Below are 20244 nucleotides of genomic sequence, written 5' to 3'. Positions count from 1 at the left end.
TAAATAATAAAATTAAGTTGATTATTCGACAAAGTTATGGCTTTAATACTTTTGCATCTTTACGGGAAAAACTATTAGCTTGCTTATTTTAATAAGCCGTGCTTATCACCACAGGTACGGGAGAGCCAATGTTGAGACTGATAATAAGTCTGCTTAAGAAAATCACTAATCAGGTTTTTATGAAATTCTTCTGATTCTGATTCTTTAATTTGAGCAAGTAATTCTTGTAAATTACTTTTAAATATGTCAATATCACTGCGGTTAGGTTTAACCTTAAGAAACGCTTTATTGAGTGTTTGACGAGGAGATAAACAATTAGACATTTAGGTTACTGGTTGAGAATGATAATGTACAAAAATTATAACATTTTCAAGAATTCATTAACAGTAATAACTGGAATATTTTTAAAAGGATTTAAAATCAATAAATCTTGATCTCCTGTTATAATGAAATCAGCTTTACCACTCACTGCTAATTCTAAAAATTTATTGTCTTTGGAGTCACGACAAATAGTAATAATTTCTGTAATTCTAACTAATTCTGATCTTTCTATAAATTTAAGAATAAATTCTTGTTTTTCTTCTAAAGTAAGATATTTATCAAACTTTTTGCGGGTTAAAACTTGGTTTATTTCTTGTAAAGTATCTTCAGAATATAAAGTCACTCCAATAGTTTCGATGATTTTGATGACTTTGAAGGTAGAAGAATTTTTAATCAGTAAGGCACTGACTAAGATATTAGTATCTAAGACAAAACGTTTATTCTTCATCGTTTAAGATATCTTCTAAAATTTCGGGAGTTAGACCTCTTTTTTGGGCTTTATCTGCGATCTCTGCCATTACATCACTAAGACTTTTGTTAGCAAATTCTGGTTGAAGGAATAGCTTAATAATTGCATTTATTTTTTCTTGCTTTTTGCTATCAGATTCTCGATAAGCTTTGGCAACTTCTTGATCAACCTTAATCGTAATAGTTTCCATTGTTTTTCTCGTTTATTCTAGATTTATATTATATACTCTTAATGCTTCAAGATAAAAAGTATCAAGAAATATTTTTTTCATTCTTCGTAAGCTTCATCCCTTGGTGCGCCATACATATAATGCTCAGCATTACGAGCAAAATCTTTAGGTAACTTATTCCATTCTTCAATAGGAACTTGTTTGTCAATTTCTACAATACGCTTCCAAAAAGGTATTTCATCTTCGCAAAATTGCCGATCATCTTCCATTGTCTTTTCAGTGATAGAGTTATGATTGGAATCATCCATTATTTTTACTCCTTTTTAATTTGACTATTACTTAGTTATATTATAACAAAATAAATTTTTTAATTAAATATCTTAAAAAAAGATAATAAATTGTCCATCATATTTAATTCTATTCGATGATAGTAATAGCAAGATTATCACACAAACACCTCACCCCTTATATGGTACATAAAATTGAAGCCAAACTATCTACCCTTAAATTCATCTAAAAAACAATCCTAAAGTTGCTTTACAGCACCCCAATAAATGAGTCATTTTCGGACGTTTATTCAACAATTTGTCAAGCATTTGTCACAAAAAATTACCCTTGTCCTTAACCGATCGCTAAACTCACGAAAACACTTATGAACACCAAAACCTACGCCACCATCGATGGAAACGAAGCCGTTGCGAGAGTTGCCTATCGCCTCAATGAAGTGATCGCCATCTATCCCATCACCCCCTCCTCACCTATGGGAGAATGGGCCGACGCTTGGGCCTCAGAAGGGCGGCCCAACCTTTGGGGAACCGTCCCCTCTGTGGTCGAAATGCAAAGCGAAGGAGGGGCGGCCGGTGCGATACATGGTGCATTGCAAACGGGGTCGTTAACCACCACATTTACCGCCTCTCAGGGCTTATTATTGATGTTGCCCAACCTCTACAAAATAGCAGGGGAACTCACCTCAATGGTACTCCATGTCGCGGCGCGATCGCTGGCTGCCCAAGGTTTATCTATTTTTGGTGATCATGCAGACGTAATGTCCGCCCGTGGTACAGGGTTTGCCCTCATTAGTTCTGCATCTGTGCAAGAAGCTCAAGACTTTGCAGCTATCACTACGGCGGCTAGTTTTGAATCGAGAATCCCTGGAATGCACTTTTTTGACGGTTTTCGGACTTCCCATGAAGTGCAGAAAGTTGAGTTATTAGGGGACGATATATTGCGATCGCTGATCAAAGACGAATGGGTGATCGCCCACCGTGAACGCGCTTTAACGCCTGATCGTCCCATTATTCGAGGAACTGCCCAAAACCCTGATGTCTACTTCCAGGCCAGGGAAACCGTTAACCCCTTTTATGTTGCTTATCCCGAAATTTTACAGCAAGCAATGGATAAGTTCGCTCAACTGACGGGGCGACAATATCACTTATTTGATTATCATGGTCATCCTGAAGCAGAAAGAGTGATCATTTTAATGGGTTCTGGTTGTGAAACAGTTCATGAAACCGTTGACTACTTATTAAACCAAGGGGAAAAAGTCGGAGTCTTAAAAGTTCGTTTATATCGTCCCTTTGAGGCCACAAAATTAATTGAGGCTTTACCTAAAACCGTCAAAAAAGTTGCAGTATTAGACCGCACGAAAGAACCAGGGGCAGGAGGAGAACCCTTATATTTAGATGTAGTAACTGCCTTTGTAGAGACGTTCCATGGAACGTCTCTACCGAAAATTGTTGGGGGAAGATATGGACTTTCTTCCAAAGAATTTACCTCTGCAATGGTTAAAGGAGTCTTTGATAATTTGGCTTTAGCTACTCCCAAAAATCACTTTACTATTGGCATTAACGACGATGTAAGCAATACCAGCTTAACTTATGATCCAAACTTTTCCACTGAACCTGATAACGTCGTCAGAGCAATATTTTATGGTTTAGGCTCAGATGGAACTGTAGGGGCTAATAAAAACTCCATCAAAATTATTGGGGAAGAAACAGACAACTATGCCCAAGGATATTTTGTTTATGACTCCAAAAAATCTGGTTCTGTTACCGTCTCTCACCTTCGTTTTGGCCCTAACCCCATTCTGTCTACTTACTTAGTGACAAAAGCCAACTTTATCGCTTGTCATCAATGGGAGTTTGTGGAAAAATTTGACCTCTTAGAAACTGCCATCGACGGGGCTACTTTATTATTAAACAGTCCCTACAAACCCGACGAAATATGGCATCATTTCCCCCGTTCTATGCAGGAACAAATTATTAAGAAACACCTCAAAGTTTATGCCATCAACGCTGTCCAGGTTGCCCAAGATGCAGGAATGGGAGGGCGAATAAATACAGTGATGCAAGTTTGTTTCTTTGCCTTATCGGGAGTATTGCCAAGAGAAGAAGCCATAGAACAGATTAAAAAAGCGATCCGTAAGACTTATGGCAAAAAAGGCGAAGATATCGTTCAAATGAACATGAAAGCCGTTGACGCTTCCTTAGACCATCTTCATCAAATAACTATACCGACTGCGGTAGATAACAACGCAAGCGACATTCAACCCGCTATTCCTGATCGGGCCCCCGCATTCATTCGAGATGTACTAGGGAAAATGCTGTCCCGTCAAGGAGACGACATCCCCGTTAGTGCATTACCCTGTGATGGAACCTATCCCAGTGGTACGGCAAAATGGGAGAAGCGCAACGTTACCCAAGAAATACCCGTTTGGGATACGGATGTATGCGTACAATGTGGTAAATGCGTTTTGGTTTGTCCTCATGCTGTCATCCGGTCTAAAGTGTATGAAGAAGCAGCGTTAACCAATGCTCCCGAAACCTTCAAAAGTGCTGCTGCTAAAGACTTAGACTGGAAGAAAACCGACCTAAAATTCACTATTCAAGTTGCTGCTGAAGACTGTACAGGTTGCGGTATTTGTGTAGATGTTTGTCCCGCAAAAAATAAATCTGAACCAAAATTTAAAGCCATCAATATGGCCCCACAGTTGCCTATACGCGAACAAGAACGAGACAACTGGGACTATTTCCTATCTATTCCTAACCCAGATCGTAACACTTTAAAACTCAATAAAATTAGTCATCAACAGATGCAAGAACCATTGTTTGAGTTCTCTGGGGCCTGTGCAGGATGTGGCGAAACCCCCTATGTTAAGTTAGCGACTCAACTATTCGGCGATCGCATGGTAGTAGCCAATGCAACGGGATGTTCTTCCATCTATGGGGGAAACTTACCTACCACTCCTTGGTCATATAACCAGGAAGGACGGGGGCCAGCATGGTCTAATTCCTTATTTGAAGATAACGCAGAATTTGGGCTAGGGTTTCGCGTTTCCATTGATAAACAAGCAGAGTTTGCCGCAGAGTTACTGAAAACTTTGGCTAATGAAGTCGGGGAAAGTTTAGCAACCGATATCTTAAACGCAACCCAAAAAGATGAAGCAGACATCTTTGAACAACGGGAACGAGTCGCTATCCTTAAACAACGGTTAGCAGAGTTAAGCAATGGCAACTTAGAGGAGAGTTTGCAAGCAAAAGTAACTATGCTGCGATCGCTAGTTGACTATTTAGTGTACAAGAGTGTGTGGATCATTGGGGGTGACGGTTGGGCCTATGATATTGGGTATGGTGGGTTAGACCATGTATTCGCCAGTGGTCGCAACGTCAACATTTTGATCTTGGATACGGAAGTCTATTCTAACACGGGAGGACAAGCTTCTAAATCGACTCCACGCGCTGCCGTAGCCAAATATGCGTCAGGGGGTAAACGTTCAGCCAAGAAAGACTTAGGGTTAATGGCTATGACCTACGGTAACGTTTATGTTGCCAGTGTGGCCATGGGTGCAAAGAATGAACAGACCATCAAAGCTTTCATGGAAGCAGAAGCTTATGAAGGGGTATCTGTGATTATTGCCTATTCCCATTGTATCGCCCACGGCATTGATATGACCACTGCTATGACTCATCAGAAGGACTTAGTAGATACGGGACGGTTGTTATTGTATCGCTATCATCCCGACTTAGTAGAAGAAGGAAAGAACCCCTTGCAGTTAGATATGCGTACTCCTAAGCTTCCTATTGAACGGATAATGTATCAAGAAAACCGTTTCAAAATGTTAGCAAGAAGTAAACCAGAGGTGGCTAAACAACTGCTAAAACAAGCCCAAGAAGATGTTAATACCCGTTGGAAAATGTATCAATATTTAGCTGCAAGGCAGGTAGAACCAACTAACGGGAATGGACATGATCAGGGCAATATTCAGGCTGAAAGTTCAGTTAGTGAGGTTTAGTTTCTGATGGTTTAGGGTGGGTTTTTAGGACTCACCCTATAGTTCGATTAAATATCAAGTCTGATAAGCTATCTTGTTTGAGGTTACATCTATGTTTGAAATATTTATTAATCTTTTTAAATAGGGTAAAAGTCTTGAAATTATTATTCCTAGTTTGATATTAGCTTTTATCTTTAATCTAAATAATGTTTATGATTTTTTTGACAAATTTTCCAAGAGAGAATTAACTTTTTTAAAAAACTTAATAAACGAGGATATTGTAACCGATCAAACTAAAAATATTGTGGAAGAATCTATTAATTCAAGAATTTTTAAATATGTAACAAAAATCAATGCAGAAAAATACTTAAGAGAAAAAATTATTGAGCTTCATGAATTAGCTAATGGTAGATTAACTTATACTAATTTTCGCAATGCTCGTCTATTTTTAATTATTGATGATAATGGTAATTTAGAAATTCGTAAAATCACAAAAGGTGATAAGATAGAAAAGTTTGTTCATCAAGCTGCTTCATTTCTATTCTGGAGTATATTTTTTGGCTGTTTGATTATTTTTGTATTTATACCTAACGATGATATTAAAAATAAATTAGGTATATTACTTGATACTATATTATTGTTTTGTTTAGCGATTTATTCTTTGCAACAGACTTTTCCACTGACTTCGGCAGAGAAAATCAAAAAAGAAATAGATAAGATCCGAACTATAAAATAGAATAACAATAAAACTTGATAATTACACAGTTCAATTAAGTTATCTTAAACTGATAAATTTATTACGTTAACGTAACGCCCTTCCATCTGTACCTTTAAGAATACGAGGGACACTTTCTGAAGTTCCATCATGTTCTACTTCGATAACAGCCAGAACTCCCTGTTTTACAGTAATACTACGCCATAATGGAAAGTATGGCTCAATTTCTGGAAAGTTCCCAATACGATCTGTTAACCAATTGTATAGTTTACGAGAAGGAATAATGAGGATTCCCCCAATAATTACCTCATCAATTAATACAGTAGCAATTTTATTTAATGCACGATGACTCGAAGATATATTTCCTGTTTCCCACTCAACAACAAAAGGTTTATGATTAGATAAAATTTTAAGTGCATCAACCGGCCCTGGTCGAGTATTTGCAACAATACTCATCCGTTCTTCTATTTGCCAATTATAATTATATAGTGCGTTGATAAAACCCTCTTTTATCGGTTTGACACCATTACCTTTTTTTTCTGGATAAAGAATAAACTGGTCATTCCCTGGTGGCCAACAAACTGCATTAATAGCTTGATAAACCTCTTGTAAAACCTGATTAAATTCATTGGAATCAACAAACTTACCTTTTCTAATAAGAAATTCAGTCCGATTTATTTTCATTAATGAGGTCTTCTACTTCAGCAACAATAGATGCAGCAGAGACATTTAAAGCTTCTGCTAATTTAATAACGGTTGAGATAGTTGGTTGTCTTTGTCCTCCTTCAAGACGAGAAATGAAAGTTCTATCGAGTCCACTAAGCAAGGAAAGCTCCTCTTGTGATAGTCCTTTAGACTTTCTAAGACGTTGAAGAACTTTACCGAATGCGTGGTCTGCCATTACTTAATATCCTCCTGTTAGAGATTATCCTAAGTTAACAGTAAAAAGCTGTAGCCTATAGGCTACAATAAAGATATCGATTATGAGGAAAAATAATTTATGACTTTATCCCATCTATTTTTTACAGCACTTGGGATTAATCCCAAGGAGATAAAAGAAATTAAAAAATTATCATCTCAAACAGGAATTTCTGTTAATGAACTCAAATATTATGACGAAAATAATATCGTGCCATCAGGACATAATCTAGAAAAAATTTGTAAAATCAAAGAAATTAATCCCCTTTACTTAAAGTTATTCATGGGAATCATTGATCAAGAAACTATTATAGGTATTCAAAATAATGCTGCTCAAATTTATAATCTAATTAAAGATCAGATAGAAGTTACAAAGATTCGTGACATCAAACCTCAATTAAGATTAACAACGGATTATGGTAATCTTTATCAAGGAGATTGTCTAGATTTAATGTTTCACACACAATCAGATAGCGTTGATTTAATCTTTGCCGATCCTCCGTTCAACTTGAGTAAAATTTATCCTTCAAAAATCAATGATCAACTAATAGATAAAGATTATTTGAGTTGGTGTGAAACTTGGCTAAAAGACTGTATTCGTATTCTTAAACCAGGAGGGAGTTTATTTGTTTGGAATTTACCTAAGTGGAATACTCACTTATCATACTTTCTTAATCAATATCTAACTTTTCGTCACTGGATAACAGTTGATATAAAATATTCTTTTCCCATTGCAGGAAGACTATATCCTTCTCATTATTCTCTACTCTATTATTGTAAGGGAGATAAACCTAAAACATTTCATGCAGATAGACTCCCCTTAGAACTTTGTTCTAATTGTTATCAAGAATTGCGAGATTATGGTGGTTATAAACATAAATTAAATCCCCAAGGAATCAATTTAACTGATGTTTGGTATGATATTCCACCTGTAAGACATCACAAATATAAAAACAGACAAGGCGCAAATGAGCTTTCTATAAAACTCCTTGATAGGATTATTGAGATGGCTTCTGATGAAGGAGATACGATTTTTGATCCTTTTGGTGGTGCAGGAACCACTTATATAGTTGCAGAAATGAAACATAGGAAATGGTTAGGGATTGAAATTGGGCCCATTGATGATATTCTAAATCGCTTTGAAAGAATTGATCAAGAAAAAGAATATTTGCAAAAAATTCGAGATAATTATAATTGTCTATTTAATCACAAAAATTTGCAGTCAAGAATCAATCAAGGATTGTGGACTCCTGACTCAGTTAGAAAACAAAATAATCAAGTCAATAATGGAAATAAAAATAGTTTGGTTGTCCAAGCTGAGTTAGATTTTTCTTTAAAAGTTGATAATATATAAACGATAAATAATCTACATATCATCAGTGCGATCGCTGACGAGTGTAGTAGGGTGCGTTAATGATAATATAACGCACGTAGTTAAGTGATATGTTTAGGATGGGTTTTTAGGACTCACCCTTTTATCTTCTGATTTATTCATATTATTTTAATTTCTCGTAACGTTTAAATATTTGATTAGTAATCTTAACTGCTGTTTTATTATGACTAGCTAAACATAACGCATAGAGGACAGAATTAGTCGAATTTTTGATAAGAACTGGTTGACTAACATATTCAAAAATTGCTCTTAGTTGTTCAGTATATAAATTAGCCAGCCATTCAGCGTTAATTGGTCCACGTTTTAGAGAAGATGTTTCCTCATTTTGATCATAAAATAAGTTTAACTGAATAGAAGACTGTGGTTTATAAACTTCTTCAATCCAATCAGTATTACCCATTATTCTATTTAAAAGTTCAATGTGTTCTGGGTTAGGTTTTTTATCTTTAGGGAGTATTCTTGTTACACCCATTATAGAAAAATTAACAAAAATGTCACATTTTTTTGTATTAGCTAACTTTTTTATTGTTTCCCAATCAATTGATAATCCATAAGGATCTAAAAAAATAAACGCTCTTTTTGAACTAGAATTAAATTTAGGTATTAATTGATCACCTAAAATTTCATTACAGTTTCCTTGATAGACTTCAATATTACAATCTGGGAAGTCTTCTTTAAGTCTCTGTATGCGTTCTATCCGCTTGGATGAAACGTCAATAAACCAATATCCACCAAACTTAGGTTCTGTTCGTAAAGCACGCAAAGGAGAACCTTCAATATATCTTTGTTCATCATCTTCACCTTTTGCTCTTGGTCTAACAGAACCAGCAAACGCATCAATATAATAGTAACCTTTAAGCCATTTTTCTTTTTCTCTATTCATTATCCAAGAATAAGACTGAAGATATTTTGCTAATAAATCAAGTTTATCTTCCGACCATTTTCCGATAATATCTTCCCCGTCACTACCAAACCGACTCATAATGAATCCACCTTTAATTAATGCGTAGAAAGTGAAAACTTTTCTTTCAATTTCATGAATTTACCCTGATTAGAAAATTTGTGTTTCCACCGCATTAAATGTTCATTCCAAGTAATAGGCATTTGATCCCAAGTTTTGTCATTAAAAATTCTTCCACCAGCTTTAGAATACCTTCCTCCCCATTGTTTAAAAAAGAAAGCAACCTCTGCTTCTTGTGTTTGCTCTAAAATAGACTCAACCCATTCTGCTTCCATTGGGCGATGTTTAAAACCAGATTCACCCCCAACAATAACCCAGTGAATATCCGTTAAATTTAATTGTAGTGGTCCTAAAAGGGGTTCGCAAGACAGAAAACGCACTTTAGCTGGTACTTGTCGTAAAGCATCAATTCTATTTGTATATTTTTGACTCTCTACAGATACACCCATCCAAATATTATCAGACCAATCTAACTTAGGAGCTAATTCTAAAAGACGCTGATCACGCTTAGTCAAAATTTGATAAATATGCCAAGGAGTTTCTTTCATTACCGCAAAAACATCTTGAAGATAACTTAGAGGTACTTCTTCATGAAAAAGATCACTCATAGAGTTAACAAAAATTCGACTAGGAGTACGCCAATGCTTCGGTTGTTCAAGTCTTTCTGGGTGAAGCGTTAATTTAAAGCCTTCTGAAAAACTGTTAGGAAAACGCTCAGTTAATGCTTCAGCGTAACAGTAAAGACAACCAGGACTCACCTTACTGCATCCAGTTGAGGGATTCCAGGTTTTATCAGTCCATTCGATACCAGTGTTGCTACTTGACATAGAACCAGTATATATCTTACTGGATTAATTTTCAATCAATATTTAGTGCGATCGCTGATCTTGTAGGGTGCGTTAACTGAAAGTACGGCACCTAACTAACTTATTGATTACTAAAATTTTCTAGATTACCCTCAATTTTCTGCTTAATTACTGATTTTATTTGTTCCCTTCCTTCTTCTGTATTAGGGAAATTATACTTAATTGAATTAGGATCACGACGACTCATTAAAGCGCGTAAAGCTTCCTTATCTTCTTTATTTTGTAACACATATGCTCTCAATTGTGCTTTATTCATTGTGTCAAAATTAGGTTTCATTTGGTAAAAACTCCCAACTTCCATTAGGATAAATAATAACTTCGATATCTTGTCCTGCCAAAATACAAATCTCCCCTTTAACATCATCAAAACGAAATAAAACAATATCTTGATGAAGATCAGAGAAACTTTGACAAAGTTCAACCGATTTAATTGCTTGTGCTACGGTTAAAGAAATTGACTTATCCTCAATGATAACATTCTTAATTATACTTGATCACCGATCTTGTCTGGTGGGTAAAAATTACATATTTTTCGATATAATACCTAAATTTTAGTAATTTGCCAACCATTTAGGGTATTTTAGGAGATGAGATGAAGTACGATAAAATAAAGCTATTCTCTTACTAATTTAACCAAAATGACTCAACAAGCCACGTTCAATCAAATATTAGACCTAATTGATACTTTATCCCAAGATGAAAGGGAAGACTCAATTAACATTGTACGTCTTAATTCCCCTTTTTCTGAAGCTAATGCTACAATCAATAATATACTGTTACCTAATGTGTAATAAACGATGAGTAACAAAGAAGCTGTCATTGAACTGGTAAAACGCTTACCCTCAGATGTATCCTTACGAGAAATTGCTCAAGAAATCGAATTTATCGCATCAGTTCAAGAAGGACTTGATCAAATTGACCAAGGAAAAGGTATTCCCCTAGAAGACGTTGAAAAAATGATAGATTCATGGACTACCAAGTAATTTTTTCCCCCAAAGCAGTTAATGATTTAGAAAAAATTGTTAGGTATATTGCTATCAATAATCCTGAAGCAGCAAAAAAAATAGGTAAGCAATTACTCAGTAAAGCTAAAGAATTAAGCCAATTTCCATTAAGAGGTCAAATAGTACCTGAATTTAATGATCCTAACCTACGTCAATTAATTCTTAAACCTTATCGCATTATTTACCGAGTTGAACAATCTAAAAAACAGATTAGCATAGCTAGATTTTGGCACTCATCAAGAGAAAGTTTAGAATTATGATAATGCGGTCTGCTTCGCAGTGCCTTCGGCAACGCTGATCTTGTAGGTTGGGTTGAGGGACGAAACCCAACATAACCCTTCTTGTCTTTTACATCTATTGGTTGGGTTGCACGACCTTTAACCCAACCGACAAAGTGATATATACTGAGAATATAGATCATAATAATTACAATGAAACGAAAAACTGCTAAACTCTTTATGAATGGTCGTAGTCAAGCTGTAAGACTTCCTCAAGAATTCCGCTTTGAAGGCAAAGAAGTCTATATTCAAAGAGAAGGAAACAGAGTCATCCTTTATCCTAAGTCTAGTTCTTGGCAAGACTTTTTTGACAAAACCCCTTTACCCTCAGAAGATTTTATGGAAGAAAGAATTGATTTACCTCCTCAAAATAGAGAGGAATTATTCTAAATGTATATGTTAGATACTAATATTTGTATTTATATTATTAAAAAGCGTCCATCCACAGTATTGACTCGTTTTCAAACTATTTCTTCTGAAGATTTGTATATTTCTGTAATGACTGTAGCTGAATTACAATATGGTGTAGAAAAATCTAATGCTAAAAATAAGAATCAAGAGATTTTAGATGATTTTATCTCACGCTTGCAAGTTTTACCATGGGAAGAAACAGCCGTACAATACTACAGCAAAATTCGTAATTATTTAGAAGCAAAAGGTACTCCTATTGGTAATATGGATATGTTGATTGCAGCACATTGTCAAACTGAAAATTACATATTAATTACTAATAATATTCGTGAGTTTGAAAGAATTCCTGATTTAAAAGTAGAAAACTGGATGTAGTGCGATCCCTGACGAGTGTACTGCGATCGCCGCTCTTGTCGGTTGGGTTGAGGGACGAAACCCAACATAACCCTTCTGGTCTTTTACATCTATTTGTTGGGTTGCACGACCTTTAACCCAACCGACAAGAGCGTTTATGAATTAGAATTTTTACGAGCTTGTAATTTTTGCTCAATTGCCCTTTCTATCTTAAGATCAAAATCAGGATCACCTACTTTTGTAATTACCTGTCTAGGTTTACTTCTGCGTCTTTCTAAATAAGCTTGAAACGCTGACTCATCATCCCGATGCTTGAGAAAATATTCTCTTAACGCTTCATCAGACATCGTAGCATAATTAATTTCACTCATTAAATAACCTCCCCAATGGGTGTAACTTCTATTTCAATATCTTCTTGATCTCCTCCTAAAATGAACAAATTTTTTGTTCTTTGATCAATACAAATAAGATGAATGGCTTGAAACACACGATAAGTTAAATAATAATAGATAGCGATCGCGCTTTCTTGTAGGGTGAGTTAATGATAAAGTAACGCACCCAGTTAAATTATTGATTACTTATAAAGAAAGCTTTAATTTCCCTGATCTTAACGCTATTCTCAACTATAGTCAAAGACGATAGTCGTTAAGTAGGAGTCAATGGCTAAATATTTCTTAATTGAATCACAAAGTCCTTTCGAGTCGACCGAGGTCAATAATAATTATCAACTGGCCGCTGATTTGGCTGCATCTGGTAATGAAGTTACCTTGCTTCTCATAGAAAACGGTGTATTAGCTGCCCGTTCTTTTGTTGCTGCTCAGGGTTTAACAAATCTTAATAAAGTAACACTGTTAGCTGATAAATTTTCTCTAGATGAAAGAGGAATCGATTCATCAGAATTGGCATCTAACATTGAAGTTTCTAGCGTTACATCTATCGTTAATGCTATGAGTCAAGGTCAAAAAATGATGTGGTTATAATTATTAGGAGACAGAAAAAATGAATAAAGCAACCTTAAGTTTTTTATTAATGGATGGCCCCTTTGAACAAGCAAGAACAACCACTGCATTTCGTATTATTGAGGCAGCATTAGACCAAGGGAATGATGTTAAAGTGTTTGCCTATGAAGGGGGAGTTTCCTTAGCATTTGCCCATCAAAAACCCCATGCAAATAGTGTTCATGGTCGCACTTTTGAAGAAGAAAATCACCCTTTGACCAAAGATTGGATCGCAGCACTTTTTGCTAAAGCTAAAGCCAAAGGCTGTCAATTAGAATGGGTTAACTGTGGTCTTTGTGTGGATGAAAGAGGGGTAAATGATGCGGTTGAAGGCTGTCTTAGAGGTGCGCCCAAAGATTTCTGGAAATGGTCAAAAGAAGCCAATGGAACTTTAGTAATTGGAACAAAATAAGGGAGAAAAATGAAAACATTGCAAATTGTCCAATCTGCTTATCGTTGTACCATTGAAGAACAAGATGATCCCGTCATTTGGTTTATCCAAGTCTTAAAAAGTATCGGCGGTGATGTGGATATTTTATTAAGAGGAAATGCTGTTAATTATGCTGTCACGGGACAAGTAGTAGAGGGGCTTTCTTTTGGAGAATGGCAACAAACCTATCCAGCAAAAGTTGATCAAGATTTACAGCAAGCACTCGATAATGGGATTAAAGTTTATGCCTTAGCTGAAGATATTACACAAAGAGGCATTCCTGAAAGCAAATTATTAGGGGGAATTGAAAAATTATCTCGTCAGGAATTACCTAATTTGTTTGAAAAATACGAACAAGTTTGGCACTGGTAAATCAAGTAGGGTGGGCATTGCCCACCTTAGAATCAATAATGGTATCAACTATTCAGAAACGATTCCAAAATAAGTTAAAATCAAGTCCGTTGATCCCCTATTCATTAATTCATGAACTTCTCCTGGTTCAACTGTAATACAATTGCCTTTTAGTAGGGGATAGTCTACCTCATTGATCCGAATTATTCCTTCTCCAGATTCAACAAAAAAGACTTCATACATGGTTTCATGAAGATGAGGAATTGTTTTCTGCCCAGGGGTGAATGTGGCTTGAGAAAAGTTAGTTAAAGTAGGAATGTCACCAGGTTTTAACATCACCTTTTTTTGAATAGAGTGATTATGATTACTAAACTCAATAGGAAGTTGAGAAAATATCGTTAATTTCATAGTTCATTCTACTAGATAAACCTTGATTGTACAGCATTAATATAATAACATTTCTCGGAATACAATAAAAAAATCCGATACCAAAGTTTTACCTTTAATACCGGATTTTATTTAATTAACAATTAGCCCATAACAGAGACTAAAGCAGGTTGTAAAACTGATTGAACAATAATCTTATTTTGTTCATCAACATCAACTATAATCTGATCACCATCCTTCACTTGTCCCCCTAAAATTGACTCAGCTAAACTATCTTCTAACCGTCTCATAATGGCACGACGTAATGGCCTTGCACCATAACTAGGATCATAACCTTCATTGACAATAAGTTGCTTAAATCCCTCTGTTACTTGTAAGCTAATTTGACGTTGTTCCTGCAATTGTTGAGCCACTTTTGCTAACAAAATATCGGCAATTTGTGTTACTTCAGATTTAGTAAGTTGACGGAAGACAATAATTTCATCTAAACGGTTGAGAAACTCAGGACGAAAATATTGTTTTAATTCTTCATTAACCGCCTCACGAATTCGCTTATAATGAAGGTTATCATCATTGCTTTCCGTTTCAAAACCTAAATTATAACCCCCTTTCTCAATCATTTTTGATCCCACATTAGAAGTCATGATAATTAGGGTATTTCTGAAGTCTACCTTGCGTCCTTTACTATCTGTTAAACGTCCATCTTCCAGCAATTGCAGCAGCAAATTAAACACATCAGGATGGGCTTTTTCAATCTCATCAAATAACACCACACTGTAGGGTTTACGACGCACTGCTTCCGTTAATTGTCCCCCTTCCTCATACCCAATAAAACCAGGAGCAGAGCCAATTAATTTAGATACCGTATGAGGTTCCATGTATTCAGACATATCTAAACGAATCAGAGCATCATTAGTTCCAAATAAAAACTGAGCTAACGCTTTGGTTAATTCCGTTTTTCCTACCCCAGTTGGCCCCGCAAAAATAAAACTCGCAATGGGACGTTTAGGATTTTTTAAGCCAATTCTGGCCCGACGAATGGCACGAGAAACCGCTTTTACTCCCTCATCTTGCCCGACAATTCGCTGATGTAAATTATCCTCTAAATACATTAAAGACTCTGAATCAGTTTCGCTCAATTTATTAACGGGAATACCTGTCCAAGATGCCACAATTTGAGCGATATCTTCTTCATCCACCACCGGAACTAAAGAATCAGGATTAATCATTGGGGTTTCCTGTTCCCCTTCAACAGAAGATTGAACTTTGTTTTGTAAAGAATGACGTAAATGAATACGAGATCCCGCTTCATCCATCAGATCAATGGCCTTATCAGGTAAAAAGCGATCGCTAATATAACGATCCCCTAAATAGGCTGCTGCTTCTAATGCTTTGTGAGAGAATTTAACATGATGATGGGCTTCATATTCCTTCTTTAAACCTTGAAGAATTTCGATAGTTTCCTCAACAGAAGGTTCTCCCACCATCACAGGTTGAAACCGTCTTTCTAGGGCAGCATCTTTTTCAATATACTGACGATATTCATCTAAGGTTGTTGCACCTAAACATTGTAATTCTCCCCTCGCTAATGCAGGTTTTAGTAGGTTAGATGCGTCCATGGCCCCACCCATGTTTCCCGCACCGACTAAGGTGTGTAATTCATCAATCACCAGGATAATATTGCCCGCTTCCTTAACTTGATTAACAATGGATTTGAGTCTTTCCTCAAATTCTCCTCGAAAGCGAGTTCCTGCCACTAATAAACCCATATCTAGGGCAATCACTTCCTTGTCCTGTAAAATTTCAGGAATGTCCCCTTCAATGATTCTTTGGGCCAGTCCCTCAGCGATCGCCGTTTTGCCCACCCCTGGCTCTCCCACTAATACCGGGTTACTCTTTGTGCGACGACCTAAAATTTGCGTCACTCTTTCAATTTCTTTTGTTCGTCCCACAACGGGGTCAAGTTTCCCTTCTCTGGCTTTTTGGCTTAAATTTGTCCCAAACTGCTCTAAAGTCGGTTTACTGCCCGAAAAATTGTCAAATGGGGAGGGATTTTTCCTAGGGGTCGCCGCAACGGGTTGCTGTTCTCCTAAATTTTTAATTAAAGTGGTGCGTAGTGCTGTAATATCAATACCCTCATAGATCAAAACTTTAACCCCAACCGTATTCGGATCGGAGAGTAACACCAGCAGAATATGTTCTGGAGTGACATAATGATGGTCTTTACGGGCAATTTGCCAGGCTTTTTCGAGAATTTGCTTAACCGTCGGCGTAAAAGGGATCGTCTCTGATGCAAAACCGACTCCTGTTCCTCTCAGTGTTTGGATCGTTTGTCGCGTTTGTGTCAGCTTCAGTCCAAACTCTTGTAAGACTCTAGACGCGACTGAATTACCTGATCCTATCAAGCCTAATAAAATATGTTCCGTTCCCACCAGATTCTGCCCCGCACGGTGAGCTTCCTCTTGAGCAAGCATAATGGTTTTAATGGCTTTGTCCGTAAAGTTTTCAAACATGAGTCCGTTGGTTGAGGTTAGTTACATTTCTTAATCTTGTAATCATACTCTATCGTCTTTTAAAGGGCGATCGCAGTGGGGATAGCCGTAATTTATCCTAATTTTTACCTCTCCTTGGTATTTTGAGGCTTTCAATTAGTCAAAATTACTCAAAGTGATCTTGATCACTTTCAACTAATGATCAAGATCACAGGTTTTTGGGTACGCCTTTGTTATACTGATCACATATAAAGTGTCGCAACTATCACAAAACAGCTAATTGCTTTGTGCTGTAGTCTAGATAAGGAACCTGCTGTCTTGATAGTTTGTGCCTATCTAGTTATTTATTACTGTCCGTAAACTGCACGGAAAATTGGGGGATGATAACAAGTAAAAAGGAGAAAAAAAATGTTACTGGCTACTCAATTACAACAAGACTTTGAAAATTTAGCTAGAGAAGAAAGCTTATTTGAGGATTACTTCAAGCATTGGAAAAATAAGCCTCAAACTTACTTGGATAAGCTAGAAGAACTCCTCTTAGAAGATCACAACAAGCTCGTTCAAATTTGTCGTAATATCCCTGAAAATGTCAGCTATTTTCTTAATCGTATCTGCTGCTACTTTATCAACAATCTTGGCTTAGATCGGAGATTTAGAGATGATTTGTATGAATCTCTCAGCCGACTGATTAATATTTTAGAAAATGCAGCCGAGAAACCAATCATTGCCCCCTCTCTTGAGCCATTTTTTGTTAGAAAAAGTCAGCTTATAGGAGAGCCAGAAACCCCCACAGCTTTTGAAAGACTAAAAATCACCGTTGATAAATATAAAAGATTAGAAGACGACGATGTCGAACCGAACTGGAAGCGCAAACAAAGACTAGGAAAGCGATTAATTCGTTATCCTCATCTTTATGGCTGTTATTTAGGCGCGTCAGAAAATACCAGTTTTGGACAAACAACCCAAGTCAGACAAGATCAATACATTAGTAATTATACTGTCAATTTACATCGTTATCTTCGTCAAGAAACCACGAAAGATAATAATAGAGATCTAGAAGGATTATTATCCTCTCGAACTGTCGGTCAAGATTGGGAAAATCCTACTCAATTAGCCAAAGAATCCCTATATAAATCAATTTATTATTACAAAAAAACAGAAGAAAAATTCAAAGAGAGATCTTTATTTGTTACTAGCTATTATGACAAAGCTTCTTTATTAGAATGCAAAATGATTATCCATAAAGCTATTATCACCCTATTTCCGCCCCAATATCAAAAAGCCTTTGTTACCCAAAAACTTTTAGCCAATCTTCAGGGAGAAGAATTCAGCTACAATAGTGCAAAAGCTGATTTAGCTTTAATTAAAATTGCCATTGATTATTGTTTTAAACTCCTCATTATTGACGATGATAAAAATCACTTTTTCTTTATTGATATGGTGAGTAATATAGGCACAAAAAAAACCTTAAATATTCTTTTACAACTAATTCATTGTTATCCCATCGATCCCAATAGTCATGACAAAAGAGACAAAAAACAAAGAATGTTATTAGCCCTAGAAAAACGATTAGCTATCTTATTTAAAAATTACGAAGACTTTGATGAAAGTGAAATGCAATGGTTAATCCATTTCCTAGAACATTTTCACATAGCAACAGCCCTTCAGTTTGACGGATTAGACCTTTCCGGTATCAAAATCCCTAGCGATGTTCTAAAAGCCGCCTAAAAGTGGCTATAATAATCCCTAACTTCTCAGAGTTAGGGATTATTTTTCTAAAAAAACTTTTATAGATTAAGTCGGGTTAGCGGGTTCATTCGTTACAGTATCTTTAGCAGAAGAACTTTTGAGGTCAGCAGAGGAAGAGGACAAAGAGCGTGTCAACTGAGCGAGTTGGCGTTGAATAGGAGACTCTTCTGGGGGAATATGAATCTGAATTTTTGGACCAGAACTGGCTAAACGAATGATCATGCCATCGGTCGCTAGGGTTTTGCTAATCAGTTGGCCATCAACATAGGTTCCATTCGTGCCAATATTGACCACCTCCCAATTATTTCCTTCCCGTCGAATTTCCAGATGATGGCGAGAGACAACCGCACTATAGAGAACCACCTCATTGTCCATAGAGCGTCCAATGCGAATGGTTGCGGTCGTGTCAAAAGTCCAATTTTGCACGGGTACAGTTTTTCCGGGATGAAGTAAAGTCAGAGTAATCACCGAAGTTCAAGCAGATAGAGGATGTTTCTTTTATGGCAGTTCATCTGGCTCCTAAAAAGGAAGAGTCTGAACCGCTCCCGACTTTGATAAAGCAATAAAGCTGGAATAGAGTTAGACGCTTATTTCTCTATAATAATTGCTTATCACCCTCTCTGTAGAAGATTGCAAACAGATCAAGTGGTGGCAAAGCCTACGGCCAATCCAAGATTATGCCGTAGGTAAAATGTTACAGAAGGCCAGAATTCGATAACCCTAAAATAATGCCGGCTCCGAGAATATGGCCGAAACTTGCCGTTGCTAATAATTCTGGTAGTCCAAATTTTTTCCGAGAAGCCAGTTGAGGTAAAGGTAAGTCAGGGCCGGCCCCAGTATTTTGAATGGCAAAATAGCCAACAATAAAGGCAAACAAGTTAGCGAAGATCATAATAATCCCCACAGACAAATTCCATTGGGCCGTGACGACAGGATTGGCTTGAGCAAGTATCATGAAAGTTGAGAGCATTGAGTTTCTGACTCCTTAGATAATCAACACATATCCCTTCTTAATATATTTGACTACACTTGTGTTGAATATTTACTATACTTAACACTTAGCGTCAGGAGCATGATTGGGATGCGGGTGAAAATTTGCGGAATCACTCAACCACAACAAGGACAAGCGATCGCTGACTTAGGAGCGACGGCCTTGGGATTTATTTGTGTGCCTCAGTCTCCTCGTTATGTCAATAGGCAACAACTTCAAGCATTGGTTCAAGAAATGCCCTCAACGGTTGAGCGCATTGGCGTGTTTGCGAATGCCACTTTAACAGACATTCAACAGGTATTAGAAACCACCGAATTAACAGGGATACAACTTCATGGTGCGGAGTCGTCAGAATTTTGTGGTCAAGTGAAACAACAATTTCCCCAGATTGAAGTGATTAAAGCCTTGAGAATTCAAACCCCTCAGTGTTTGTCCCAAACCCTAGATTATGTTCCTTGGGTTGATACCTTGCTCTTAGATGCTTATCATCCTCGACAATTAGGCGGGACTGGCCAAACCTTAGATTGGGAAACCTTGGCGCAATTTCAGCCCTCTCGTCCTTGGTTGCTCGCCGGAGGATTAACACCCGATAATATTACCCAAGCTCTCCAATTATTACATCCCGATGGCATTGATTTATCCAGTGGGGTTGAGCGATCGCCAGGGGACAAAGATTTGAGTAAAGTCGTTCAATTATTTCAAGTATTGCAAAACTAA

The 20244-nt window shown here is 36.8% G+C and carries 29 protein-coding genes; 13 read left to right on the top strand and 16 right to left on the bottom strand.

What is annotated here, in order from left to right; translation table 11 throughout:
* Positions 1-83 precede the first annotated feature (83 nt).
* From VB715_RS20210 to VB715_RS20195, 4 genes are all read right to left on the bottom strand, one after another.
* Positions 84-323, bottom strand: coding sequence for a hypothetical protein (locus VB715_RS20210; protein WP_323302998.1), 240 nt, complete (start codon positions 321-323; stop codon positions 84-86).
* Between the two features lie 35 nt (positions 324-358).
* A complete protein-coding gene (locus VB715_RS20205) occupies positions 359-769 on the bottom strand; it encodes a putative toxin-antitoxin system toxin component, PIN family (protein WP_323302997.1) in 411 nt (136 codons plus the stop codon).
* Entirely contained in the window at positions 759-980 is a 222-nt protein-coding gene (locus tag VB715_RS20200) for a hypothetical protein (protein WP_323302996.1), read from the bottom strand. Before VB715_RS20200 ends, VB715_RS20205 begins: the two co-directional genes overlap by 11 nt.
* 77 nt (positions 981-1057) lie before the next feature.
* Positions 1058-1267 carry a hypothetical protein gene (locus tag VB715_RS20195; RefSeq protein WP_323302995.1) on the bottom strand — a complete coding sequence of 70 codons (210 nt, stop codon included), beginning with the start codon at positions 1265-1267 and terminating at the stop codon, positions 1058-1060.
* Positions 1268-1611: 344 nt separating this feature from the next.
* On the opposite strand from VB715_RS20195, the gene nifJ reads away from it, so the two are divergent.
* On the top strand, positions 1612-5250 hold the full coding sequence (gene nifJ / locus VB715_RS20190; protein ID WP_323302994.1) for a pyruvate:ferredoxin (flavodoxin) oxidoreductase: 3639 nt from the start codon (positions 1612-1614) through the stop codon (positions 5248-5250).
* 154 nt (positions 5251-5404) lie between these two features.
* The gene (locus VB715_RS20185; RefSeq protein WP_323302993.1) at positions 5405-5965 is read left to right on the top strand and encodes a hypothetical protein; all 561 of its coding nucleotides are present in this window, start codon (positions 5405-5407) and stop codon (positions 5963-5965) included.
* Positions 5966-6031: 66 nt separating this feature from the next.
* Here VB715_RS20185 and VB715_RS20180 read toward each other — a convergent pair whose 3' ends face one another.
* Positions 6032-6628: a restriction endonuclease gene (locus tag VB715_RS20180; RefSeq protein ID WP_323302992.1), complete on the bottom strand. Its 597-nt coding sequence runs from the start codon at positions 6626-6628 to the stop codon at positions 6032-6034.
* Positions 6609-6845 (bottom strand): helix-turn-helix transcriptional regulator, encoded by a 237-nt coding sequence (locus VB715_RS20175; RefSeq protein WP_323302991.1) that lies wholly within the window; start codon positions 6843-6845, stop codon positions 6609-6611. Before VB715_RS20175 ends, VB715_RS20180 begins: the two co-directional genes overlap by 20 nt.
* Positions 6846-6944: 99 nt before the next feature.
* On the opposite strand from VB715_RS20175, the gene VB715_RS20170 reads away from it, so the two are divergent.
* Positions 6945-8216, top strand: a complete 1272-nt coding sequence (locus VB715_RS20170; RefSeq protein ID WP_323302990.1) for a site-specific DNA-methyltransferase — start codon at positions 6945-6947, stop codon at positions 8214-8216.
* A gap of 142 nt (positions 8217-8358) precedes the next feature.
* On the opposite strand, the gene VB715_RS20165 is transcribed toward VB715_RS20170, so the two are convergent.
* The 4 genes from VB715_RS20165 to VB715_RS22005 all read right to left on the bottom strand — a co-directional run bounded on the left by VB715_RS20165 (position 8359) and on the right by VB715_RS22005 (position 10513).
* Entirely contained in the window at positions 8359-9237 is an 879-nt protein-coding gene (locus VB715_RS20165; RefSeq protein ID WP_323302989.1) for a three-Cys-motif partner protein TcmP, read from the bottom strand.
* A gap of 17 nt (positions 9238-9254) precedes the next feature.
* Positions 9255-10043: a phage Gp37/Gp68 family protein gene (locus VB715_RS20160; protein WP_323302988.1), complete on the bottom strand. Its 789-nt coding sequence runs from the start codon at positions 10041-10043 to the stop codon at positions 9255-9257.
* Between the two features lie 100 nt (positions 10044-10143).
* Positions 10144-10383: a DUF6887 family protein gene (locus tag VB715_RS20155; protein ID WP_416336962.1), complete on the bottom strand. Its 240-nt coding sequence runs from the start codon at positions 10381-10383 to the stop codon at positions 10144-10146.
* A complete protein-coding gene (locus tag VB715_RS22005) occupies positions 10349-10513 on the bottom strand; it encodes a DUF6888 family protein (protein ID WP_416336965.1) in 165 nt (54 codons plus the stop codon). Before VB715_RS22005 ends, VB715_RS20155 begins: the two co-directional genes overlap by 35 nt.
* Before the next feature lie 207 nt (positions 10514-10720).
* Between VB715_RS22005 and VB715_RS20150 the strand changes: the two genes are divergently transcribed.
* The 5 genes from VB715_RS20150 (at position 10721) to vapC (ending at position 12150) form a co-directional block, all read left to right on the top strand.
* Positions 10721-10873, top strand: coding sequence for a hypothetical protein (locus VB715_RS20150; protein WP_323302987.1), 153 nt, complete (start codon positions 10721-10723; stop codon positions 10871-10873).
* A gap of 6 nt (positions 10874-10879) precedes the next feature.
* Positions 10880-11065, top strand: a complete 186-nt coding sequence (locus VB715_RS20145; RefSeq protein ID WP_124970559.1) for a hypothetical protein — start codon at positions 10880-10882, stop codon at positions 11063-11065.
* Positions 11050-11346 (top strand): type II toxin-antitoxin system RelE/ParE family toxin, encoded by a 297-nt coding sequence (locus VB715_RS20140; protein WP_323302986.1) that lies wholly within the window; start codon positions 11050-11052, stop codon positions 11344-11346. The genes VB715_RS20145 and VB715_RS20140 overlap by 16 nt, the downstream gene beginning before the upstream one ends.
* 171 nt (positions 11347-11517) lie before the next feature.
* On the top strand, positions 11518-11754 hold the full coding sequence (gene vapB / locus VB715_RS20135) for a type II toxin-antitoxin system antitoxin VapB (RefSeq protein ID WP_323292076.1): 237 nt from the start codon (positions 11518-11520) through the stop codon (positions 11752-11754).
* 6 nt (positions 11755-11760) lie between these two features.
* Positions 11761-12150 carry a type II toxin-antitoxin system tRNA(fMet)-specific endonuclease VapC gene (vapC, locus tag VB715_RS20130; RefSeq protein ID WP_323302985.1) on the top strand — a complete coding sequence of 130 codons (390 nt, stop codon included), beginning with the start codon at positions 11761-11763 and terminating at the stop codon, positions 12148-12150.
* A 134-nt stretch (positions 12151-12284) separates the two neighbouring features.
* On the opposite strand, the gene VB715_RS20125 is transcribed toward vapC, so the two are convergent.
* Positions 12285-12500 carry a DUF6887 family protein gene (locus VB715_RS20125; RefSeq protein WP_323302984.1) on the bottom strand — a complete coding sequence of 72 codons (216 nt, stop codon included), beginning with the start codon at positions 12498-12500 and terminating at the stop codon, positions 12285-12287.
* Positions 12500-12640: a DUF6888 family protein gene (locus VB715_RS22000; RefSeq protein WP_416336964.1), complete on the bottom strand. Its 141-nt coding sequence runs from the start codon at positions 12638-12640 to the stop codon at positions 12500-12502. Before VB715_RS22000 ends, VB715_RS20125 begins: the two co-directional genes overlap by 1 nt.
* Positions 12641-12788: 148 nt before the next feature.
* Between VB715_RS22000 and VB715_RS20120 the strand changes: the two genes are divergently transcribed.
* Genes VB715_RS20120 through VB715_RS20110 form a run of 3 tightly spaced genes read left to right on the top strand, consistent with a single transcriptional unit; the run spans position 12789 to position 13929 of the window.
* A complete protein-coding gene (locus tag VB715_RS20120) occupies positions 12789-13109 on the top strand; it encodes a DsrE family protein (protein ID WP_323302983.1) in 321 nt (106 codons plus the stop codon).
* Between the two features lie 19 nt (positions 13110-13128).
* Complete coding sequence (locus VB715_RS20115; RefSeq protein ID WP_323302982.1) at positions 13129-13539, top strand: DsrE family protein; 411 nt, start codon at positions 13129-13131, stop codon at positions 13537-13539.
* 9 nt (positions 13540-13548) lie between these two features.
* Positions 13549-13929 (top strand): hypothetical protein, encoded by a 381-nt coding sequence (locus VB715_RS20110; RefSeq protein WP_323302981.1) that lies wholly within the window; start codon positions 13549-13551, stop codon positions 13927-13929.
* A 48-nt stretch (positions 13930-13977) separates the two neighbouring features.
* On the opposite strand, the gene VB715_RS20105 is transcribed toward VB715_RS20110, so the two are convergent.
* Positions 13978-14316 (bottom strand): cupin domain-containing protein, encoded by a 339-nt coding sequence (locus VB715_RS20105; RefSeq protein ID WP_323302980.1) that lies wholly within the window; start codon positions 14314-14316, stop codon positions 13978-13980.
* Positions 14317-14438: 122 nt separating this feature from the next.
* Entirely contained in the window at positions 14439-16808 is a 2370-nt protein-coding gene (locus tag VB715_RS20100; protein ID WP_323302979.1) for an ATP-dependent Clp protease ATP-binding subunit, read from the bottom strand.
* Between the two features lie 387 nt (positions 16809-17195).
* On the opposite strand from VB715_RS20100, the gene VB715_RS20095 reads away from it, so the two are divergent.
* Positions 17196-18515: a hypothetical protein gene (locus VB715_RS20095; RefSeq protein ID WP_323302978.1), complete on the top strand. Its 1320-nt coding sequence runs from the start codon at positions 17196-17198 to the stop codon at positions 18513-18515.
* A 66-nt stretch (positions 18516-18581) separates the two neighbouring features.
* Here the strand turns inward: VB715_RS20095 and VB715_RS20090 are convergent, their stop codons facing one another.
* Together VB715_RS20090 and psaK are read right to left on the bottom strand one after the other, a co-directional pair.
* Positions 18582-19004, bottom strand: a complete 423-nt coding sequence (locus VB715_RS20090) for an FHA domain-containing protein (protein ID WP_323302977.1) — start codon at positions 19002-19004, stop codon at positions 18582-18584.
* A 226-nt stretch (positions 19005-19230) separates the two neighbouring features.
* Positions 19231-19506 carry a photosystem I reaction center subunit PsaK gene (gene psaK, locus VB715_RS20085; protein WP_323302976.1) on the bottom strand — a complete coding sequence of 92 codons (276 nt, stop codon included), beginning with the start codon at positions 19504-19506 and terminating at the stop codon, positions 19231-19233.
* 111 nt (positions 19507-19617) lie between these two features.
* On the opposite strand from psaK, the gene VB715_RS20080 reads away from it, so the two are divergent.
* The gene (locus tag VB715_RS20080) at positions 19618-20244 is read left to right on the top strand and encodes a phosphoribosylanthranilate isomerase (protein WP_323302975.1); all 627 of its coding nucleotides are present in this window, start codon (positions 19618-19620) and stop codon (positions 20242-20244) included.

Source organism: Crocosphaera sp. UHCC 0190 (assembly GCF_034932065.1).
GTDB lineage: Bacteria > Cyanobacteriota > Cyanobacteriia > Cyanobacteriales > Microcystaceae > UHCC-0190.
The sequence above is the reverse complement of the archived record's forward strand: the minus strand, read 5'-3'. Positions and strand labels throughout refer to the sequence as shown.

Excerpts from the sequence above, each read along its gene's own strand:
- VB715_RS20210 (WP_323302998.1), bottom strand. The coding sequence starts at position 323 with ATGTCTAATTGTTTATCTCCTCGTCAAACACTCAATAAAGCGTTTCTT.
- VB715_RS20080 (WP_323302975.1), top strand. The coding sequence starts at position 19,618 with ATGCGGGTGAAAATTTGCGGAATCACTCAACCACAACAAGGACAAGCG.
- VB715_RS20170 (WP_323302990.1), top strand. The coding sequence starts at position 6,945 with ATGACTTTATCCCATCTATTTTTTACAGCACTTGGGATTAATCCCAAG.
- VB715_RS20205 (WP_323302997.1), bottom strand. The coding sequence starts at position 769 with ATGAAGAATAAACGTTTTGTCTTAGATACTAATATCTTAGTCAGTGCC.
- VB715_RS20110 (WP_323302981.1), top strand. The coding sequence starts at position 13,549 with ATGAAAACATTGCAAATTGTCCAATCTGCTTATCGTTGTACCATTGAA.
- VB715_RS20125 (WP_323302984.1), bottom strand. The coding sequence starts at position 12,500 with ATGAGTGAAATTAATTATGCTACGATGTCTGATGAAGCGTTAAGAGAA.
- VB715_RS20165 (WP_323302989.1), bottom strand. The coding sequence starts at position 9,237 with ATGAGTCGGTTTGGTAGTGACGGGGAAGATATTATCGGAAAATGGTCG.
- VB715_RS20150 (WP_323302987.1), top strand. The coding sequence starts at position 10,721 with ATGACTCAACAAGCCACGTTCAATCAAATATTAGACCTAATTGATACT.
- VB715_RS20160 (WP_323302988.1), bottom strand. The coding sequence starts at position 10,043 with ATGTCAAGTAGCAACACTGGTATCGAATGGACTGATAAAACCTGGAAT.
- VB715_RS20120 (WP_323302983.1), top strand. The coding sequence starts at position 12,789 with ATGGCTAAATATTTCTTAATTGAATCACAAAGTCCTTTCGAGTCGACC.
- nifJ (WP_323302994.1), top strand. The coding sequence starts at position 1,612 with ATGAACACCAAAACCTACGCCACCATCGATGGAAACGAAGCCGTTGCG.
- VB715_RS20095 (WP_323302978.1), top strand. The coding sequence starts at position 17,196 with ATGTTACTGGCTACTCAATTACAACAAGACTTTGAAAATTTAGCTAGA.
- VB715_RS20175 (WP_323302991.1), bottom strand. The coding sequence starts at position 6,845 with ATGGCAGACCACGCATTCGGTAAAGTTCTTCAACGTCTTAGAAAGTCT.
- VB715_RS20105 (WP_323302980.1), bottom strand. The coding sequence starts at position 14,316 with ATGAAATTAACGATATTTTCTCAACTTCCTATTGAGTTTAGTAATCAT.
- VB715_RS20195 (WP_323302995.1), bottom strand. The coding sequence starts at position 1,267 with ATGGATGATTCCAATCATAACTCTATCACTGAAAAGACAATGGAAGAT.
- VB715_RS20200 (WP_323302996.1), bottom strand. The coding sequence starts at position 980 with ATGGAAACTATTACGATTAAGGTTGATCAAGAAGTTGCCAAAGCTTAT.
- VB715_RS20180 (WP_323302992.1), bottom strand. The coding sequence starts at position 6,628 with ATGAAAATAAATCGGACTGAATTTCTTATTAGAAAAGGTAAGTTTGTT.
- VB715_RS20155 (WP_416336962.1), bottom strand. The coding sequence starts at position 10,383 with ATGGAAGTTGGGAGTTTTTACCAAATGAAACCTAATTTTGACACAATG.
- VB715_RS20140 (WP_323302986.1), top strand. The coding sequence starts at position 11,050 with ATGGACTACCAAGTAATTTTTTCCCCCAAAGCAGTTAATGATTTAGAA.
- vapC (WP_323302985.1), top strand. The coding sequence starts at position 11,761 with ATGTTAGATACTAATATTTGTATTTATATTATTAAAAAGCGTCCATCC.
- vapB (WP_323292076.1), top strand. The coding sequence starts at position 11,518 with ATGAAACGAAAAACTGCTAAACTCTTTATGAATGGTCGTAGTCAAGCT.
- psaK (WP_323302976.1), bottom strand. The coding sequence starts at position 19,506 with ATGCTCTCAACTTTCATGATACTTGCTCAAGCCAATCCTGTCGTCACG.
- VB715_RS20100 (WP_323302979.1), bottom strand. The coding sequence starts at position 16,808 with ATGTTTGAAAACTTTACGGACAAAGCCATTAAAACCATTATGCTTGCT.
- VB715_RS20145 (WP_124970559.1), top strand. The coding sequence starts at position 10,880 with ATGAGTAACAAAGAAGCTGTCATTGAACTGGTAAAACGCTTACCCTCA.
- VB715_RS20115 (WP_323302982.1), top strand. The coding sequence starts at position 13,129 with ATGAATAAAGCAACCTTAAGTTTTTTATTAATGGATGGCCCCTTTGAA.